The 20,105-nt window shown below is 57.7% G+C and carries 17 protein-coding genes; 11 read left to right on the forward strand and 6 right to left on the reverse strand.

Annotation, left to right across the window (positions count from 1 at the left end):
• Positions 1 to 89: 89 nt before the first annotated feature.
• The 5 genes from K0F75_RS11305 to K0F75_RS11325 all read right to left on the reverse strand — a co-directional run bounded on the left by K0F75_RS11305 (position 90) and on the right by K0F75_RS11325 (position 5,718).
• Entirely contained in the window at positions 90 to 1,496 is a 1,407-nt protein-coding gene (locus K0F75_RS11305; protein WP_219061935.1) for an ABC transporter substrate-binding protein, read from the reverse strand.
• Between the two features lie 131 nt (positions 1,497 to 1,627).
• Complete coding sequence (locus K0F75_RS11310) at positions 1,628 to 1,873, reverse strand: ferredoxin family protein (protein WP_003180418.1); 246 nt, start codon at positions 1,871 to 1,873, stop codon at positions 1,628 to 1,630.
• A gap of 56 nt (positions 1,874 to 1,929) precedes the next feature.
• Entirely contained in the window at positions 1,930 to 3,660 is a 1,731-nt protein-coding gene (locus K0F75_RS11315) for a fumarate reductase/succinate dehydrogenase flavoprotein subunit (protein ID WP_219061936.1), read from the reverse strand.
• Positions 3,657 to 4,418 (reverse strand): GntR family transcriptional regulator, encoded by a 762-nt coding sequence (locus tag K0F75_RS11320; protein ID WP_219061937.1) that lies wholly within the window; start codon positions 4,416 to 4,418, stop codon positions 3,657 to 3,659. Before K0F75_RS11320 ends, K0F75_RS11315 begins: the two co-directional genes overlap by 4 nt.
• Positions 4,419 to 4,671: 253 nt before the next feature.
• Complete coding sequence (locus K0F75_RS11325; protein ID WP_219061938.1) at positions 4,672 to 5,718, reverse strand: LacI family DNA-binding transcriptional regulator; 1,047 nt, start codon at positions 5,716 to 5,718, stop codon at positions 4,672 to 4,674.
• A 222-nt stretch (positions 5,719 to 5,940) separates the two neighbouring features.
• Between K0F75_RS11325 and K0F75_RS11330 the strand changes: the two genes are divergently transcribed.
• From K0F75_RS11330 to K0F75_RS11345, 4 genes are read left to right on the forward strand one after another with little or no spacing between them, the layout of a single operon-like run.
• Positions 5,941 to 8,163 (forward strand): TonB-dependent receptor, encoded by a 2,223-nt coding sequence (locus K0F75_RS11330; protein WP_219061939.1) that lies wholly within the window; start codon positions 5,941 to 5,943, stop codon positions 8,161 to 8,163.
• 2 nt (positions 8,164 to 8,165) lie between these two features.
• A complete protein-coding gene (locus tag K0F75_RS11335; RefSeq protein WP_219061940.1) occupies positions 8,166 to 9,509 on the forward strand; it encodes an LLM class flavin-dependent oxidoreductase in 1,344 nt (447 codons plus the stop codon).
• Complete coding sequence (gene mgrA, locus K0F75_RS11340; RefSeq protein WP_219061941.1) at positions 9,509 to 10,546, forward strand: L-glyceraldehyde 3-phosphate reductase; 1,038 nt, start codon at positions 9,509 to 9,511, stop codon at positions 10,544 to 10,546. The genes K0F75_RS11335 and mgrA overlap by 1 nt, the downstream gene beginning before the upstream one ends.
• A 56-nt stretch (positions 10,547 to 10,602) precedes the next feature.
• Positions 10,603 to 11,541, forward strand: a complete 939-nt coding sequence (locus K0F75_RS11345) for a sulfonate ABC transporter substrate-binding protein (RefSeq protein ID WP_219061942.1) — start codon at positions 10,603 to 10,605, stop codon at positions 11,539 to 11,541.
• 42 nt (positions 11,542 to 11,583) lie between these two features.
• On the opposite strand, the gene K0F75_RS11350 is transcribed toward K0F75_RS11345, so the two are convergent.
• Complete coding sequence (locus K0F75_RS11350) at positions 11,584 to 11,862, reverse strand: alpha/beta fold hydrolase (protein ID WP_219061943.1); 279 nt, start codon at positions 11,860 to 11,862, stop codon at positions 11,584 to 11,586.
• Positions 11,863 to 11,877: 15 nt separating this feature from the next.
• Here K0F75_RS11350 and K0F75_RS11355 point away from each other — a divergent pair, with 15 nt between their 5' ends.
• The 7 genes from K0F75_RS11355 (at position 11,878) to K0F75_RS11385 (ending at position 20,058) form a co-directional block, all read left to right on the forward strand.
• Positions 11,878 to 12,993: an ABC transporter substrate-binding protein gene (locus K0F75_RS11355; protein ID WP_219061944.1), complete on the forward strand. Its 1,116-nt coding sequence runs from the start codon at positions 11,878 to 11,880 to the stop codon at positions 12,991 to 12,993.
• Between the two features lie 365 nt (positions 12,994 to 13,358).
• Positions 13,359 to 14,168, forward strand: a complete 810-nt coding sequence (locus K0F75_RS11360) for an energy transducer TonB (RefSeq protein WP_219061945.1) — start codon at positions 13,359 to 13,361, stop codon at positions 14,166 to 14,168.
• A 113-nt stretch (positions 14,169 to 14,281) separates the two neighbouring features.
• Positions 14,282 to 15,007 (forward strand): MotA/TolQ/ExbB proton channel family protein, encoded by a 726-nt coding sequence (locus tag K0F75_RS11365; protein WP_219061946.1) that lies wholly within the window; start codon positions 14,282 to 14,284, stop codon positions 15,005 to 15,007.
• Position 15,008: 1 nt separating this feature from the next.
• Positions 15,009 to 15,410 carry a biopolymer transporter ExbD gene (locus K0F75_RS11370; RefSeq protein WP_219061947.1) on the forward strand — a complete coding sequence of 134 codons (402 nt, stop codon included), beginning with the start codon at positions 15,009 to 15,011 and terminating at the stop codon, positions 15,408 to 15,410.
• Between the two features lie 580 nt (positions 15,411 to 15,990).
• Positions 15,991 to 18,213, forward strand: a complete 2,223-nt coding sequence (locus K0F75_RS11375; protein ID WP_219061948.1) for a TonB-dependent receptor — start codon at positions 15,991 to 15,993, stop codon at positions 18,211 to 18,213.
• Between the two features lie 54 nt (positions 18,214 to 18,267).
• Positions 18,268 to 19,350: an ABC transporter substrate-binding protein gene (locus K0F75_RS11380; RefSeq protein WP_219061949.1), complete on the forward strand. Its 1,083-nt coding sequence runs from the start codon at positions 18,268 to 18,270 to the stop codon at positions 19,348 to 19,350.
• A gap of 39 nt (positions 19,351 to 19,389) precedes the next feature.
• On the forward strand, positions 19,390 to 20,058 hold the full coding sequence (locus K0F75_RS11385) for a class II aldolase/adducin family protein (protein ID WP_219061950.1): 669 nt from the start codon (positions 19,390 to 19,392) through the stop codon (positions 20,056 to 20,058).
• Positions 20,059 to 20,105 lie beyond the last annotated feature (47 nt).

Genomic DNA, 20,105 nt, shown 5'->3' on the forward strand with positions numbered 1-20,105 from the left:
GAAATTCTGTGCTGCAGCCTTCGCGAATGAATTCGCTCGCGCAGAGATTGCATGCTTTCTGCAGGAGCGGATTTATTGGCGAATGGGCCTCAACGACTGGCGATGGACTTGGCACTGGCATCGGTGAAATCGAGCACCTTGCCGCCCTTGGCCTTGGCGTACTGCTGCGCCTGTCCCTTGAGCAGAAAAGCGCTGAGCCGCCCCTTGGCATCAGTGGCGAACCAGGCCTGATCGGCCAGCAGCTTGATCCCGCTGTCACTGGCCTGGGCATAGATCGCGCGGATGCTTTTGCCTTCTTTCTTTAAGCTGTCCAGCGCACTGAAGGCCGATTCCGCCGAAGCGTAATGGCGCACTTTCGGCTCACCCTTGACCCATATTTCAGCCACCCGAGTGAAGTCGGTGATGGGTTTACCGCTGATTGCATCATTGGCGTTGAGCGGCAACTGGACGTAGTTGGCTAATTGCTCGGTGTAATCCAGTCCCGAGGCTTTAAACGCAGCGCGGATGTACTGATCGTCGATGAAACTGTTCAGATCCAGCCCCCTGTCGGCCTTCTTCAGCAGCTTGAGGGTATCAATGGCGGTGCCTACGGCCTGACGGTATTCGGGCTTCCAGGTCATCTCGCGGGTCTGCACGCCCAACGGACCGTGGAACAGATAATTGACCTCGGCTTCGATACCCGTGACTTTCTCAATCAGCTCGCTGTATTTTTCCGGTTCGGCGGCCAGCAATTGATTGGCTTCGATCCCCGCACGCAGATAGGCGACCACCACTTCCGTGTATTGCCTGGCGTAGGTTTCGTCAACCAGCGCGCCATGGAAGGTCGGGCTGTTGGACTGGGAACCGTCGTAAATCTTGCGAGCGAAACCACGATTGGGGAACAACTCGGCATAGGGCACGAAGTCGGCGTGGGCATCGATTTTGTTCGCCTGCAAGGCCGAGCCCGCGATTTCAGGAGCTTGGGCGATGATATTCACATCCTTGAGCGGGTCCCAACCTTCGACGGCGACGGCGCGCAACAACATGCCATGGGCGGTCGAAGCGAACGGGACAGAGATACTCTTGCCCTTGAGCTCGGACAACGACTGCACAGTAGAGCTGCTGGGCACCACGATACCGTTGCCGCTGCCTTTGATACTGCCGGACAATACGCTGATGAACAGGCTGTGTTTGCCTGCGGTTTCGAACGCCACACCGTTGAAGGCGCCGGGGAAGTCAGCCATGGCACCGAAGTCCAGCTTGCCGGCGACCATTTCATTGGTCAGCGGCGCACCGCTGGTGAAGTTCTTCCATTCGACGTCGTACGTCGCGTCCTTGTATTTACCATCGTGGGGCAAGTATTTATCCAACAGGCCCAGCTCACGAATCAACAAACCGCCAGCGGCGCAGTTAATGGTGGCGTCTTGGGTACCGATGGCGATGCGGATGGTTTCTGCCTGGACAGGCAAGGTCAATGAGGCCAGGACAAAGCCGGCCAGGGCTGCACGCAATAACATGGGTTTATCCCCTCGTAATTTATAAGAGTCGTCTCCGCCACGATCAGGCGCGGTGGGAAACGAGGGGTAGTGCTCTCAGGCGTCCGGTAGTTGCCGGATGGCTTTGCTCGGTCAGCAGACCAGCGATGGGTTCAACGCAGCAAGTAAGGGATTTCCACTTTCACCGCGCCGGTCGGGCAGTCTTTTTCGCACGGCATGCAGTACCAGCACTCGTCGAACGCCATGTAAGCTTTTTGCGTGGCTGGATTGATCGCCAACAGGTCCATCGGGCAAACATCGACGCAAACGGTGCAGCCTTTATGGGCGATACATTTGTCCTCGTCGACGGTGACGGGGGCGTTGGAGCGAAAGAAGATTTCCTGGGGCTGGTAGGCCATTTCACGGTGTCCTCGGAGCCTTCAGCTCTCTTGGGTAACGGGTTATTTCGCGCCAGTCAAGCTGCATTGGCACCGACTCGCAGCCGGTCATAAGCCTGCATTTCGTTGGCGTCGAGAGGAATCACATAGGGTTCGACAGCTTTTTTGAAGCTGATCATGTTGCCGTCCTCGCCCTTTTTTAGGTGACAATGGCAAAACCAGTCGGCGTCATTGCGGTGCGGGTGATCGACTCGATAGTGGTACAACCCCCAACGGCTCTCGGCGCGGTACAACGAAGCACGTGCAGCCATTTCTGCGCAGTCGCGGATCATGCTCACTTCCATGGCGCGCATCAGTTCGTGGGCATTGCTGACCTTCATCTGATCAAGGTCGTGCTCGATATCACTGAAGCGTTGCAAACCGATCTGCATTTTTTTCGTCACTTTCGGCGGTTGCAGGTAGTCGTTGACGAAGCGCCGCAGCTTGTATTCGACTTGAGCCGGAGGCAGGCCGTGTTCGCGATCAAGTGGTGCGTAAACCCGCGCCTGTTCGCGCTCGATCTGCTGCGTATCCAGTGTCGTAAAATCACGATCAGCCACAAAGTCTGCGGCGTTGCTGCCAGCGAACCAGCCATAAGTGAACGCGCCGAGCATGTAGTTATGCGGAACCGCCGCCATATCCCCGGCCGAATACAGGCCTTTGACCGACGTCTCGGCCCGCTCGTTGACCCACACGCCCGAGGCCGAATGCCCGCTGCAAAAGCCGATCTCGGAGATATGCATTTCGACCATGTCGCTGCGGTAATCAGTACCACGATTGGCATGAAACTGACCCCGACTCGGGCGTTCGTTGCTGTGCAGGATCTGCTCGATGTTCTGGATGGTTTCTTCGGCCAGGTGATCGAGTTTGAGGAACACCGGACCGTTGCCGCTTTCGAGTTCCTGGTGGAACTCCCACATCATCTGCCCGCTCCAGTAGTCACACTCGATGAAGCGCTCGCCCTTGTTGTTAGCGGTGTAGCCGCCCAAGGGACCGGTGACGTAGGCACAGGCCGGGCCGTTGTAGTCCTTGATCAGCGGGTTGATCTGGAAACACTCCAGGTTCGCCAGTTCGGCACCCGCGTGATAGGCCATGGCGTAACCGTCGCCAGCATTGGTCGGGTTTTCATAAGTACCCATCAGGTAACCCGAAGACGGCAACCCTAATCGCCCGGCCGCGCCGCAGCAGAGGATCACCGCCTTGGCCTTGATCACATGAAAGTCCGCCGTGCGGCAGTCAAAACCCATCACCCCGTTCACCGCGCCGTCGGCATCGGTCAATAAACGGGTACAGACCAAGCGATTAGTGATGCTCACCCGTGCCCGCTTCAACTGGCGGTACAGGACTTTTTTGATGTCATGCCCTTCCGGCATAGGCAGCACATAGGCACCCATGTGGTGAACCTTTTTCACCGCGTAGTCGCCGGTCTCGTCCTTTTCGAACTTCACGCCCCAGCGGTCCAGTTGCTCAATGGTTTCGAAACTGTGGGTGGCGTAGGCATATACCGCCGCTTGATTGACGATGCCGTCATTGGCGATGGTGATTTCCTTGGTGTACTGCTCCGGCGTCGAATGGCCGGGAATAATTGCGTTATTGAGGCCGTCCATGCCCATGCTGATGGCGCCGCTGCGTTTGACGTTGGCCTTGTCGATCAAGAGCACGCGCAGGTTGCGATTGCGTTCCTTGGCCTTGATTGCCGCCATGGGCCCGGCAGTACCGCCGCCGATCACGACGATGTCGTATTCCTGTTCAAGTACGGCTCGAGTCATGCCTGAGGGCCTCGGTTACGGTCGATACGCAGACGGTACTGGAACGCATCGCCACGATAATAAAGATGCTCGAAGTCCAGGGGCTGGCCATCGGCAGAATGGGTCAGACGCTCAATGCGCATGATCGGCGAGCCAGCTTCGACGTTCAGCGCCTGGGTCAGATCGCTGTCAGCCAAAACGGCATCAATGGCCAGATCGGCATGGCCCAGCGACAGCCCGCAGTCGTTTTCCAGAATCAGAAAAATGTCCCGGGTCACCAGATCGGCACTCTCCAGCCGCTCGCCAAGGGCTTGCGGCAGGTAGGTCACTTCCAGGGAAATCGGTTCACGGTTGATCAGTCGTACACGCTTGATCTGCGCCACGGTCTCGCCTTCTAGCAGTCGCAGACGCTCGGCGACCAGCTTGTCGGCGGGGATGAATTTGAAACTGCGCAGGCGATTGATCACCTCGTAGCCACGGCCGGTCATCGACTCGGCGAGCCCCTGTAAGGTACTGACGTTCTGGAAGGTCTTGGGTTTGGCGACAAAGGTGCCTTTACCGTGGATCTTGAAGATCAGCCCTTCTTTCTGCAAATCGCCCAAGGCCTGGCGCACGGTGATGCGACTGACCTTGAACAGACTGCACAACTCGCTTTCCGAGGGCATCTGGCTGTCTTGGGCGTATTCGCCATCAAGGATCCTGCTGCGCAATAAATCACGCAGTTGGGTGTGCAACGGTACGCTGGACAGCGGCAGTAAAACCTTGGCTGTGTCGTTCATTAAGATAACTTGTCATAACGAGTAATGACGTGATCATAAAGAGCTAACTGCAGAGATAACAAATATCGTTTAGGTATAAGGTTAGAGCCAAGCACGAACGGCTCATCCCTAAAAACTCACTGCTCGAACGACCGCGTAGTACGACACTCAGCCGACCATCGTCAGGATCGGATTTCGGCCCAAAGCTTAGCCCCAGCCGAATAATAAATGCCTGACGCAGATTTTTTCGTCTGCGTGTATTCAGCCAAAGCACTCAGGCACTTTCGCGCTCGATCAATCGACACTCCAGGAGATTCAAACGCTGCAGCTCTCCCTCTAGCCCCACTACCCCAAGGCTCTGCAACACCCGTGTCGCCGCTAGCACACCTATTTCCAGTGCCGGCGGCTTGATCGTGCTCAGACTGGGCAACAACATCTCGGCAAATGGATAGTCGCCAAAACCCAACACCGCGCAGTCCTCGGGTATCCGCAAGCCGGCACGCTGCCCCGCTAACAGCCCTCCAGCCGCGATGTTATCGTTAGCGAATATAAGCGCATCGGGCCTATTTTGAGCCGCCATCAACACCTCCATCGCTTGCTTGCCCGCCTCAAAAGGTGCGCAGTCAGGGCTGGGAGCAAACACGATAGGGACCAGCCCCAATGAGGACATGGTCGTCGCATAGCCATCCCGTCGCTCCAGGGCACTGAGATCTCCAGCTGCACTGTTCTCCACGAAAGCGATGCGCCGATAACCTTTACCGTGAAGGTAGCGAGCGGCCATGACGCCAACTTGATAGTGCGAAAAGCCGATCTGGATAGGCCCACGCTCGGGTTGATAATCCCAGGTCTCAACCACCGGGATGTCGGCTTCGGCGAGCATTTTTTCCGTGGCCTGGCTGTGGAAGTGACTGGTCACCACCAACGCTGCTGGCGACCAACCGAGGAACGCCCGGACCGCATTCTCTTCCTGCTCGGCAGAAAAATAACTTGAGGCCAACAGCAACTGATAACCATGACGGCTGAGCGTATCGCTGAAACCTTGAATGGTGTTGGCGAAGATAGGCCCGGAGATATTCGGAATGACCATGCCAATGATCCGCCCACGCGTCGAGGCAAGTCCGCCGGCGACCAGATTGGGCACATAGCCTAATTCGTTTACGGCCAGAGCAATCCGCTCGCGGTGCTCCAGGGATACTTGTTCCGGCTGGTTGAAATAGCGCGAAACCGTCATTGATGAGACGCCCGCCCGTTCAGCCACAGTACTGAGGGTGATGCGCCCGGCGCCACGGCGTTTGCGCGGCGGATTTTTGTGATCGCTCAAAGCGTTCGTCCTTATCCAACCAAAAAAGAATATAAAAGTAATTTTTCAGTATTTGACGATCTATATATCTCTTGAAGATACTGGCGATGTTAGCGCTAACGAAGTGCTTTGTCTGCTACTCGCTCGAGCGAATGCCCCTACAAGTCACCCCGTTTCAAATCATCAGGCGCAGTGGTCGCAGAACCACGGTGACCAAAGCATTTTTATCGAGCGAATATCAATATGCACCACACTTTTGGGGAACCCGTAAGACCTTCGCGACTGGCCCAAGCCATTGCCGCCACTTTGGCATTGAGCACGCTACCCGCCATCCAGGTATTCGCGGCAGATGAAGCGACGGATACTGCGACCCTACAAGCGGTAACTGTCACTGCCACCCGCCGCGAGGAATCGCTGCAGAAGGTACCGGTGGCGATATCGGTGATCGACGGTGAGCAATTAGAGCGTGACAACCGCAACAGCGTGGCCAGCATCGTCCAGCAAGTACCGTCTTTAAACTTCCGTACGGGTGCCTCGAACAAGGACACTTCATTATTTATCCGTGGGGTTGGCACTATCTCCACTTCGCCCGGTGTCGAACCCACCGTGGCTACGGTTATCGACGGGGTTGTTTATGGCCGCCCGGGGCAGGCCACTCTGGATCTGCTTGACCTGGACCGCATTGAGGTACTGCGTGGCCCACAAGGCACGCTATTCGGAAAGAACGCGTCTGCTGGCGTACTGAACATCATCACCAAAGCACCAACCGCCGAGACCCATGGTTACATTGATCAGTCTTGGTTCAGCGGCAACGAAAGCCGCACCCGCTTCGGTATCGGCGGGAGCCTGATCCCCGAGACCCTCAAAGGCTCTCTGACCACCCTGTTCGGTAGCTATGACGGCAACGTGCATAACAAGGCCAACGGTCAAGAGGTTAACGGTTACAACCGCAAGGGTGTTCGTGGAAAGCTGGAGTTTACCCCCAGTGACGATATCAAGCTGACGGTTGCTGCCGACTACATACAGTCCCATGACGACACTCCTAATGGCGTAATCAGTAAGGCCCTTACCCCTTCTTTCGCCGCCGCACTGGCGCCTGTACACGCCAATAACGACAACCGCAACATCGAAAGCGACTACCGTAGCCATGTCGACGACACCAACAAAGGCTTGTCCGCTCAGCTCGACTGGAACCTCGGCGATTACACACTGACCTCCATTACCGCCTGGCGCGGCTGGGACAATACCCAATGGCAGGACGGCGACCGCTTGAGCACGATCACTGCGACCTTCCCCGGCACCGAGGACAAAGGAGACCTGAATTACAACCAATACTCTCAAGAGCTGCGTCTGGCCTCACCAAAAGGGCAGTTCATAGAATACGTTGGCGGGCTGTTCTACATGCACGGCAAAGACGAAGAGACTTATCGCCGCACATTGATAACACCAGCCTCGACCAACCGTGGCGTAGCCGACTACAGCACCACCAGTGACAGCTATTCGGCATTTGGCGAGACCACGCTCAACTTTACCTCTACCTTTCGCGGCATCGCTGGCCTGCGCTGGACCCATGATGAACTGGAATACGATCACCGTCGGGTATCCACATCGGCCACTACCGTCAGCGGTATCCAGCCAAGCACCAGCAGCACCGGCTCGGTGGATGAAGACGGCTGGTCGGGACGGCTGGGCGTGCAATACGACCTGACCGACAGCATCATGACCTACCTGACCTACTCCCGTGGCTATAAGGGTCCGGCCTATAACGTATTCTTCAACATGCAGCCGCGCGACACCGATGCACTCAAGCCCGAGACCTCCAACACGTGGGAGCTGGGGGTCAAGGCGACCAGTTGGAATAATCGCCTGACCACCAACGTGGCGGTGTTCCATAGCGACTACGACAACTACCAGGCGAACTTCTATGACACCGTTGCCGGGCAGGTCGTGACGCGGCTGATCAACGCCGGCAGCGTCAGCACCGAAGGCGTCGAAGCTGACTATGCATTGCAGGCGACGCAGAACCTGAAACTCTCCGGGGCGCTGGCTTATACCAGAGCACGCATCGACCAGTTTTCCTGCCCGGCGGGTGCTGCGGCGTCATGCAATGTGAATGGCAAACCCCTGCCCTTCAGTCCTGACTGGAAAAGTTACGTACGCGCCGACTACACCATCCCACTGGCTAACGGACTGGATGTCGAACTGGGCACCGACTACAACTGGCAAAGCGAAGTGCAGTACGACATCAGTCAGAACCCCGAAACCAAACAAGGCGCCTATGGCATCTGGAACGCCAGCGTGGCATTGGCCGACTACACCAATGGATGGCGTGTCGCACTGCTGGGCAAGAACCTCGCCGATAAGTCCTATTCTCCGCTGCTGGCAAGCGGCGCCGGTTATATCTACCGGGCAGTGCCACGGGATGATGAGCGTTACTTCGGCATTCAACTGCGCAAGGATTTCTAAGCATGAGCCATGCTCCAAGACAACTGAAACTGGGTGCGTTTCTCATGGCGACAGGTCACCACGTCGCAGCCTGGCGCCATCCTGAAGTGCCCGCCAATGCCGGGTTGGACTTCTCCCACTACAAGCACCTGGCCCAGGTCGCCGAAGCAGCAAAATTCGACACCCTGTTTATCGCCGACAGCGTGGCAGCGGCCACCGGCGACATTGCTAGCCGCATGGCCCGCTCCGATCACTTCGAGCCCATGACCCTACTCTCGGCACTGAGCGCAGTGACCGAGCGCATTGGCCTGATCAGTACAGTCACCACCAGCTACAACGAGCCTTACCATGTGGCGCGCAAGTTCGCTTCGCTCGATCATCTGTCTTATGGCCGCGCTGGCTGGAATCTGGTGACTTCCGATGCCGCCGCCGAAGCGCAGAACTTCGGTCGGGACGAACATATTGGTCACGCCGAGCGTTATAGCCGTGCCCGGGAGTTTTATGAGGTCGTGACCGGTTTGTGGGACAGCTGGGCGGATGACGCTTTCAGTCGCGACAAGGCCAGCGGCGAATACTATGACCCGGCCAAGCTTCATGTACTCAATCATCAAGGCGAGCACTTCAGGGTCAAAGGACCGCTGAATGTGGCGCGCTCGCCGCAAGGGCGGCCGGTGATTGTCCAGGCGGGTTCCTCCGAAGCGGGCCGCGAGCTGGCAGCGCAAACGGCCGAAGTGGTGTTCACCGCACAACCCTCGCTGGCCAGTGCCCAAGCGTTCTATGCCGACCTCAAAGGCCGACTGGGCAAATTCGGACGCAGTGCAGATTCGCTAAAAATTATGCCGGGGGTGTTCGTGGTGGTCGGCGAAACCGAGGCGTTGGCACGGGAGAAATTCGAGTCGTTTCAGGCGCTGGTCGAGCCTGAGGTGGGCGTTGCCCTGTTGGGGCGCATGCTAGGTAACTTCGACCTGTCAGGTTATCCGTTGAATGGGCCATTGCCCAAGTTGCCGCTGACCGACAGCGGCCAGCGGAGTCGCCAGCAGTTGCTGACTGAACTGGCTGACAGAGAGAACCTCACACTGGGGCAACTTGGTCGCCGTATCGCTGGAGGCCGTGGGCACTACAGCCTGATAGGAACCGCTACGCAAATTGCTGACCAGCTGCAGATTTGGTTCGAACAGGGCGCTGCCGACGGTTTCAATGTGTTAGTGCCGCACCTGCCGGGTGGTCTAGTGGACTTTGCTCACCACGTGGTGCCCGAATTACAGCGGCGTGGGTTGTTTCGCACCGAGTATGAGGGCAAAACCCTGCGTGAGAATCTGGGTTTGAAACGCCCAGCCAACCCATTCTTTGAACACGAGAGGGATTAATGACTTATATCGCTGCCGAAAACCGCTATGAATCCATTCCGTACCGCCGCGTCGGCCGTAGCGGCCTGGTTTTGCCGGCCTTGTCCCTCGGGCTATGGCACAACTTCGGCGACAGCACGCCGATGGACACTCAGCGTTCACTGCTGCGCACCGCGTTCGATCTGGGCATCAACCACTTCGATCTGGCCAACAACTATGGCCCGCCCTATGGCAGCGCCGAGATCAACTTCGGTCGTCTGCTGCGCGAAGACTTCAAGCATTACCGAGATGAGCTGATCATCTCCAGCAAAGCCGGTTGGGACATGTGGCCGGGGCCTTATGGTCAGGGCGGCGGCTCGCGCAAATACGTGCTGGCCAGCCTCGATCAGAGCTTGCAGCGCATGGGCCTCGATTACGTCGATATCTTTTATTCGCACCGCTTCGACCCGCTGACCCCGCTGGAAGAAACCGCCAGCGCGCTGGCAACCGCCGTGCAGCAAGGCAAGGCCCTGTACATTGGCATCTCGTCTTATTCCGGGGCGAAAACCCGCGAAATGGCGGCGTTGCTCAAAGAATGGAAAGTGCCGCTGTTGATTCATCAACCGGCTTACAACCTGCTCAACCGCTGGGTCGAAAAGGACCTGCTGGACGCCACCGAAGAACTCGGCGCGGGCGTGATCGCCTTTACGGCGCTGGCGCAAGGTTTGTTGACCGATAAATACCTGAATGGCGTGCCGAAGGATTCGCGGGTCAATCGCCCGGGCGGTGGGTCATTGCAGGCGTCTCACCTGTCCGAGAGCAACATCGCTCACGTGCGTGCCCTCAATGAAATCGCCCAACGTCGTGGTCAGAGTCTGGCGCAAATGGCGCTGGCCTGGACCCTGCGTGATCCACGTGTGACCTCGACGCTGATCGGCGCCAGTCACCCGGAGCAAATCATCGAAAACGTCGGGGCCTTGAAAAACCTGACGTTCAGCAGCGAAGAGCTGGCTGAAATCGACCGCTTCGCTGTTGAAGGCGGGATCAACCTTTGGGAAAAGCCATCGACTGCCGAATAAGCCCTTCCTCACCCGGGGTGAGCATTCACGCTCCGGCTTAGCAAAGCGAGACAGCAATGAAACCTTTAGCCCTTATTTGCGTAGGCCTTGCCCTAGTCGGGCAAGCGAATAGCGCCATAGCGGCAGACCCAGCGACCCTGAGGGTCGGCTACCAAAAAAGTTCTATCGCCTTAGTGCTGGCCAAGGAACATGGCCTTCTGGAGAAACGCTTTGCCCAGACCACGGTGCAATGGATTGAGTTTCCAGCCGGACCACAGATGCTTGAGGCTTTAAACGTTGGCGCGCTGGACGTCGGATCCACCGGCGACATTCCACCGTTGTTCGCTCAAGCGGCCGGTGCCGATCTGGTCTACATAGGTGCCGAACCGGCCAAGCCAGAGGCTGAAACCATTCTGGTGCGCGATGACAGCGATCTACATAATGTCGCTGAATTGAAAGGCAAGAAAGTCGCCTTCCAGAAAGGCTCCAGTTCGCACAACTTGATCCTCCGCGCGCTGAACAAGGCGGGCCTGAACTACAAGGACATAAAGCCGATCTTCCTGACGCCTGCCGACGCCCGAGCCGCATTCGAGCAAGGCAGCGTCGACGCCTGGGCAATTTGGGACCCTTACTCTTCGCTGGCACTGAGCGAAGGCCATAGCCGTTTACTCGCCAGCGGTGAAGGGCTTGGTCTATCTGGGCCTGTCTACACGGCCAGGCGTGATTATGCCGAAAGAAATGGGCCCTTCCTCCACTCACTGCTCAATGAACTCACTACGGCCGAAGCGTTGACGCGTAGCCAGCAGGAAGAGAGCGTGCAGGTGCTGGCGAAATCTATGGGATTGCCGACAGCGGTAGTCACCCGCTATGTCGACAATCGGCCACCTTCACCGGTGTTGCCAATCAATGAAAAAATTATTGAGGCGCAACAGATGACGGCAGACCTATTTTATGAAAATAAATTATTACCCAAGCGGGTGGAGGTTAAGGACGCCGTCTGGAAGGAACTGGACTAGAGACTGGCCTGGACACGAAGAGTTAGAACACTGCCAAACCGCTCAAACAGGCGTGTCCAACAATCGCGTGAGTGCCCGACGCACTTGCTCCGGCTTTTCCAGCATCAATTGATGACCGCACTGACTCAATAGTTCGAAGCTGGCGTTCGCAAGATGCTCGGCCAATGCCTGACCGCCACTGGCGGGCGTCAGTCCATGGCTGTCGCCAGCCATGACGCAGACTGGAACCTTGATGCTGTCCAGTTCGGCCAGGGTCGGCCAACTGGCTTGAGTCATCAGCGACTTGAACACATGCAGCCGATTGCGTCCACGTGCCATCATCCAAGGAGCCTCAACATGCCGTTCAATACACCTGCCACACCGCCGACGTTCAATCAGCTGTGGTTCACCCGTTGCCCGGTGCCGACCGCCACTGGCGTTGCCTATCAGTTGGGGTGGCTAACCGAAGAGTTCGCCGCCGATGGCATCAGCGTCGACACCTTGCAGGACAATCGGGAGCTTGGCCGCCATCACTACGATCATCAATTGCCGTCACTGATTCGCGAGGGCGGAAATATCCTTGCTCTGGCTGCTCGCGCCCAAGGCGCACAGACCCGTCTGATCGGTTTGACCTGGATCGATGAATGGCAAACCATTCTGGTTCGCCCCGACTCCGGTATCAGCCAGCCAGCCGATCTCAAGGGCAAGCGCCTGGCACTGCCCGACTGGATCGAACATGAAATCCCCAGCCATGCCCGGGGCAGCAGCATCGCTCGAGGCATGTCCTTGCAGGGTTACCGGGGCGCGCTGGCCTATGCAGGGCTGGGCTTTGACGATGTCGAGCTGGTTGAAGTGCCCGCCAACCGGGACGAGCGCGGCACTATCCGGCAGGGCCTGGGAAACCTCTGGTCAGGTCTGGATTATCTGGCCAATGGTCGGGTCGATGCGGTGTACGTCAAGGGCGCTTCGGCGGTCGATGCCGCACGCGCCGTGGGTGCGGTCGTCGGCATCGACCTGGATGCCATGCCAGACCGCAAGTGGCGAGTCAACAACGGAACCCCGAGGCCGATTACCGTTCACCAGGACTTCATCGACAACCACTTCGATGTGCTGGTGCGCTTCCTGGACCAAACTCTGCGCGCGGCGGATTGGGCAGCGCAAAACTTCAGCGGCGTGCATGACATCCTGAAAAGCGAAACCCTTGGCAGCCTCGATGGCGTCGCCGCAGCCTATCGCAACGACTTCCATCGCTCGCTGCATCCAGACCTATCGGCCGAGCGCCTGCATTTACTGCAATCGCAGAAGAAGTCGCTGTGGTTGCACGGTTTCCTGGAACACGACTTCGACTTGCACGACTGGGTTGACCCGCGCCCTCTACAAGCCGCGCTGGCGCTGGGTGAAGAGCGCCGCAAATCTGCGCTTTTGCCACACGGATCAAACAGCAAGAGTATTGGGCACCATCCGGATAGATAGATATCGTGGATGAAACAATACAACCTGCTAGTTGATGCGTGATGCTGCTACAGCAGCAACGAAGCAGCAATCAGTGCTGCCTCAATAGCAGCCCTGATTTTTCAGCGCAGATTAAAGCAGTCCCCAGCCCTGAAAACAGGCACTTATCATCGGCCAACAGTGAAGGCACAGTTATTGCTGTAGTGCCAACGAAGCTTTTTAAAGTTCATTAACAAAGTCATGCCGGGAAGATTCAACCGCAGAAATTGATTGCCTATTGATTCGCAGGTCAGTGGTGTTGTTTTTCTAATTTTTACGCCGGGCTGCTGTTGTTTTGATCGTTTAAATCCAATTGCATGAAATGCGAAGTTCGCAGGAGTTAATCAATGGGCAATGTCCAGACCGCAGCCGACGCACCTGAAGCGCTGTGGCGCCAGGCACCCATCGGCGAGTTGGTCGATCTGGGCCGGACGTTTCGCGGACCGTTGGCGCTTTCGCGTCTGCACACCACGCCCAAGGGCGTATTGAGCCGACGCGAAGGGATTTTGCTGGGGGTTTTCGCGCTGGTGTTGCATGGCGCAGTGATCTATTGGGTCAACCAAAATCCACCGCCAGCGCTGCCGATCGTGCCACCGGAAATCCCGCCGATGACCATCGAGTTTTCCCAGCCTGCGCCGCCTGTAGTGGCTACGCCGCCGGAGCCAATCCCGCAGCCTGTGGTCGAGCCACCGCCGCCGGTCGAAGATGAATTGGCTGTAAAACCGCCGCCGCCTAAACCGGTCCCCAAGCCAAAGCCCGTGGTCAAACCAGTACCCAAACTCGTGGCTAAGCCAGTCGCGCAACCGCCTGCACCACCTGCACCTGCACAACCGGTCGCAGCGCCGGCCCCTCCAGCCCCTCCTGCGCCCAAGCCGGTAACCCCTGCTTCGGCCAACGCCGGCTACCTGCATAACCCTGCACCGGAATACCCGTCATTGGCCATGCGCCGTGGCTGGGAAGGCACCGTGTTGTTGCGGGTGCATGTACTGGCCAGCGGTAAACCGGGTGAAATCCAGATTCAGAAAACCAGCGGGCGTGAGCAACTCGACGATGCCGCACTCGCTGCCGTCAAGCGCTGGAGTTTTGTTCCGGCCAAGCAAGGTGATGTCGCCCAGGACGGCTGGGTCAGCGTCCCCATCGATTTCAAGATCAAGTAACCGTTTAACCCAGATCAAACCGTCATCACAGCAGTGCATTCCAGCCGCGGGCCACCTGACAAAAGGAGCATCGCCACAGCAGACCTCAACACACTAGCAAGAGTACACACGCCATGAACTTACTCTCTTCGCCCTTCGAATCCATTGAACATGCGGTCATCTGGCTGTTGGTCATTTTTTCCGTCGCCACCTGGGGGTTGGCCTTGCTCAAGGGGGTGCAGTTCACCCGCCTCAAGGCGCAGGACCGCAAGTTCCACAAGCAATTCTGGGCCACTTCGAGCCTCGAATCCGCTGCGGAGCTGGCCACTCGCCAACCTGGCGCGGCGGCGCGTGTTGCTCAGGCCGGTTATGCCGCAATCCAGGTTGGCGATGCCCCTCATGCCGCAGACCTGAGTCAGGCGATCAACCATCAGGATCGCCTCGAACGCGCCTTGCGTCAGCAGATCGTGCGTGAGCGTCGTTCTCTGGAAACAGGCTTGGCGATCCTTGCCAGTATTGGCAGCACCTCGCCCTTTATCGGCCTGTTCGGTACGGTCTGGGGGATTATGTCGGCCTTGAAAGGGATCAGTGCAGCGGGTTCCGCGAGCCTGGAAACCGTGGCCGGTCCGATTGGTGCAGCCTTGGTTGCCACCGGTGTGGGGATTGCGGTCGCGGTTCCGGCGGTGCTGGTTTACAACTACTTTTTACGGCGTTTGAAACTGACTGCCGCCGACCTGGACGATTTCGCCCATGACTTCTACAGCCTGGCGCAGAAGAGTTCATTTCGGGTACTGATCCATCCGGCCGCGAACAAGGCCTCGGCCAACACCGCCGCGCAGAAAGTGAAGGAGGCATCCTGATATGGCTTTTTCGACCCAAGACAGCGATGAAGTACTCAGCGAGATCAACGTCACACCGCTGGTCGACGTGATGCTGGTGCTGCTGGTGGTGTTTATCGTCACCGCGCCGCTGCTGACCAATGCCATCCCGATCAGCTTGCCCAAGACCGAGTCAGTCGCCCCGGTGGAGCAGAAAGATCCGTTGGTGGTGAGTATCGATGGCCAAGGCAAGGTGTTCATCAACAAGGACGAGATTCAACCGAACTTGCTGGAGATCAACCTGGCAGGCGCCAAAGCCAAGAATCCAGATATACGCGTGCAGCTTCAGGCGGACGACGGTGTCAATTACGGCGAAGTCGCCCGCGCCATGGCGTCCATCGAGCGCGCGGGGATTACCAAGTTGTCGGTGATTACTGCCAAGTGATTACGACTCAACGACTAAACGATTAGTAAAGACAAGCTGCCTCTCTCTGGATCGACAAAAGGGGGCCGGGCGATCCCATCGCCCGCCCTGCCTGCCTGCCTGCCTGCCTGCAAAGCATAAGCTGAATGCCTCGTTTCCCCTCCTCCCTCACGCCACAGTACTTTGTGTACCCGACACAAACTCAAATTTAGCTTTAACTTCGTCAGCTGATCGATAGCAACCTGCCGGGTGCAATCGGCTATTGCACTGACTTGATCGCCTTCAAAGCCAGCGGCGCCTGAGCACCGAGTGCTGTTCGGCGAAAATCCTTGAGCGATAAAAGAGCTGCTGCTGTAGCAGCACCCTCCCAGCACCTGCTTCTGTATCAGCACCCCAATAACGACCCGCCTTTCAGAGTCGCTCTAACCTGCTAAAAATATCCTTTATTTTCAATGAGATATATTTTATTCGCAGCGCACCACTTTCCGGTACGGTTGTTGCGATAGCCCCTTGCGGCAGGCACTTATATCGACCTGCATTCAGCCAACTGACAGCATCGAGAGCATTCAAACCTCTCGTTTAAGCAGTAACGGGGAGCACTATGTTTATCCGCAGCAAACTACCCATCGCAATCGCCGTCAGCCTCGGCACTGCCTATATGGCAAGCAGCTTCGCCGCCGACGCCGTCGACCAGGATGCACAGACCAGTTCGTCGACAACACTTGAAAAAGTCACGGTGACCGCCCAGAAGCGCGAAGAAACCGTGCAGGAAGTGGCCGCACCGATCTCCGTGCTCAGTGGCGATAAAATTCGCCAGGCATCGCTGAACTCAGCCAATGAAATCACCCGCTATGTCCCGAACGCTTCGGCGGGTACCGTCGATGGGCACGGCCGGCCGCGCTGGTGGATACGCGGGCTGGGCACAGGCGATCAAGGCGCCAATACCGTCAGCCCGGTTGGCATCTATATGGACGATGTGTACATCTCCAACATCAGCGCCACGGGTTTCCCGCTGTTTGACCTGGACCGGGTAGAGGTCTTGCGTGGGCCGCAGGGCACGCTATGGGGCAAGAACACCACAGGCGGCGCGATCAACTTTATCTCCAAGAAGCCATCGTTCAATGAGGACGGTTACTTCAAGGTCGACATGGGCAATTACGCCAGTCGTACCGTCGAGGGCGCCGAGGGGGGCTCGTTGATCGACGACAAGCTCGCCGCCCGGGTTTCGGTCCGCCATCAGGGCAATGAGGGCTATAACGAGAACAAGGCCAACGGCAACGACCGAGGGGCACTGGAAGATGATGCTGTTCGCCTGCAATTTCTGGCGGAGCTATCAGATAACCTGGAAGCCAATCTGAATTTCCACAGCCGTCGCTACCACGACACCGGCAGTACCGCCAGCGTCAACTACGGCCTGGGCGCCAACGGCAACAACCAGTTCGGCTATCACGTAGATCCCAAACAAGGGGATGTCTACTACAACGCCAAGAACACCGCCAGTATCGAACAGAACGGCGCCAACCTGAACCTGATTTGGCAATTGGGCGGCCTGGAGCTGACCTCCATCACGGCGGTCGAATCCTTCAAGCGCGATGCGCTCAGTGACAGCGACAATACGCCCCTGGAACTGCAACGCAGCTATGCCTATGCCGACAGCAAGCAGTTCTCTCAAGAGTTTCGCCTCGCCTCGCCGCGTACTGACCGCCTGAACTGGGTAGCCGGGCTTCACTATTTCAACGAAGACCTGGACGCCAAAGGCGCCAACGGAACCCTGGACAATACTTACGTCAACCGCAGTTACAACCTGATCGCCTACAACCAGAAAACCGAAAGCTATGCGCTATTTGGCAGCCTGACCTACAACTTCACCGACGCCTTCAGCCTCACGGGCGGGCTGCGCTGGACCCGGGAACACAAGTCGATTGATCTCTCCCGAATCGCCAGCGTCGGTGCGGCCACTTTTGGTAATGGTGACTGGTGGAAATCGAGCAACGTGACTTCACCACTGGCGACCACTGCCACTCAGGACGAGAGCAATACCTGGAGCGACTGGACCTATGACGTGACCCCCGAGTACAAGCTGTCAGACCATGCACGGGTGTACTTCCGCTACTCCAAGGGCTTTCGCTCCGGGGGTTACAACACAGGCGTCACCACCCAGAGCACCGTGGCCACGGTCGACCCGGAATTTCTTACAGCTTATGAACTGGGGTTCAAGTCCGAGTGGTTCGATGGCCGCCTGAATGCCAACGCCAGCGTGTTCTATTACGACTACAAGGACATCCAGCTGAACATCGTGAGTGCCGTCAATAACCAGACCGTTTCGCGGCTGGCCAACGGTGCTCAAGGTGAAGCCTACGGCGGCGAGTTCGAACTCGAAGCCATCCCCCTGGAAAACTTACACGTCAATTTTGGCCTCGGGCTGCTGCACACCGAGTTCACTGACTACACCTCCGGCAGCAACGATTACTCGGGAAACAACTTCGTTCGTGCGCCGAACGTCTCGGCGGTGCTGGGTGCCGATTACCGTATCCCGCTTAACATCGGCGGAGCCGTGGTGCTGGGTACCGATTGGGACACGCGCAGCCGCCAATACTTTTTCACCAATGACCAGACGCAAAACATGCGCAGCGGCGGCTACACCCTTGGCAACGCGCGAGTCACCTACGAGCTGCAAGGCAACAAGACCGAAGTCACTACCTATGTGCACAACCTCACCAACAAGGAGTATCGCGCTCATACGTTGCCGGGCGGCTTCCAGAGTGCCGGGGTGATGTACGGTGACCCACTGACCTTTGGTGTATCGGTGACCACCAAATTCTGATCAATCCAGCCATGGCCACCAATGGCTGGCCATGGCCCGACAGGGCCAATAACAATGATTTCCCTCCGCCTCTTTTCACCGCGATTGTTTGCACCTGTCTTGCTGCTGCTGGCCTTGTTCGCGAGCCTGGGCAGCTTCGCAGCAGAGCCGCTCAAGCTCAAGACTGTGCGAATTGCTACCGTGGTTTTCTCCAATGCCGGAAAGGTGACCTTCAATGGCCCGACCTATCTGATGGACAAAGACCCCTGGCTTAAACAGGAATTGGCCAAGCGTGGCGTGGAGCTTGAGTGGGTTCCCGCCGCCACGTCCTCGGTGGGCACGTTCATCAACGAAGAGTTCGCCAACAAGCGCATCGACTTCGCGTTCTATGGCGACCTGCCCACTATCATTCTCAATTCTTCCGGGGTGTCGACCAAACTGCTCGCCGCCGGGGGCATTGGCAACAATGTTTATCTGGTGGTGCCGCCCGATTCCACCGCCAAGTCCATCGACGACCTCAAGGGTAAACGCATCGCCCTGCATCGTGGTCGCCCCTGGGAATTGTCGTTCGCCAAGCTGCTGGACTCAAGGCATCTGGGTTTCGACGACTTCCGCATTTTCAATCTCAACCCGCAAGCCGGTGCTGCTGCGCTGAGCGCCGGACGGGTGGATGGTTTCTTTACCTTGAGCGACGCCTTCCTGCTGAAGGACAAAAAGGTCGGCAAGATCATCTGGTCCAGTAAACAGGCACCCGCCGACTGGAGAATGCGCGCCGAACTGTTCGGTGCCAGTGACTTCGTTGCCCAGCAGCCGCAAGTCACCCAACTGATCGTCACCGCTTACTTGAAGGCACTGAAGTGGGCCAGCGAAGAACAGAACAAGGCCGAGTACATCAAGCTGCAAGCGCAATCGGGCCAGCCGGAAAGTATTTTGCTGCGCGAGGTCGAAGGCGAGTCCTGGAAGGATCATTTCAGCCCGTTGATCGACGGGAATCTGCGCCAGCATTATCAGGACGGGATCGCCTACAGCCTCAAGGCCAAGCTGATTCGCAACGACATCAAAGTCGATGACCTGCTCGATGCACGGTTTGTCGAACAAGGGCTCAAGGATCTCAACCTGAGCGATGAATGGAAGGCCCATTCCTCCACCAACCCCTGACAGGGCGCACCGGCGCCCAGAGCCAAACGGAGATTATTCATGAGCCAACTTCTTGATGCCGCCAGCCTGACGGCGACCATAGAACACGCGCGGGCCGATGCCGTCCATGCGTTCCAGACGCTGCGCGAAAACGGTACGTTGTCGGCCAGCCTGACCTTCCATATCAGCCATCGAATCCCCGGTACAGACCATTTGCTCGGGTTGCGTTTTCCGGGTGGGCTGGCACGCGATCAGACACCGAAACTAAGCCTGACCTCCTTCGCGCAAACTCCCGACTCGCTGCTGCAAGAAGCGCGTCTGCAAGCTGACACCCTGATCCATGTCCACACCGCCTGGTTATCGGCCTGGTCGTTGGCACACCGGGACTTTCCGATCTTGTATGTCGCAGCCGCGCGTCATCTTCTGGCCCGGGTGATCCCCAACCATCTGGAGCGTACCCGCAGCGCCCGGGAGGTCATCGGCCAACGGCTCGATGAGCACCCGGAACTGGCGCCGCCTCCGGCGTTGCTTGAGTCCAACGGGGGCGCCAACTTCTGGGGCCAGGGGATCATCAAGACCGCGGAAACCATTCTGTTCGTCGAGGAAGCCGCACGCTTCCAGGCCATCGCCGAGCAGATCGGAGGCGCTCAAGCCTACACCCCCGGCGCACTGGAGTTGCAGTGGAAACGCACCGGGCTGCTGGAGCAAGCCCTTCGTTATCAGGGCTGACCAACGCGAGTCGATTTCAAACTGTTGTAAACCTATAGGGAGCCTGT

This window comes from Pseudomonas sp. UMAB-08 (assembly GCF_900095225.1).
Classification (GTDB): Bacteria; Pseudomonadota; Gammaproteobacteria; order Pseudomonadales; family Pseudomonadaceae; genus Aquipseudomonas.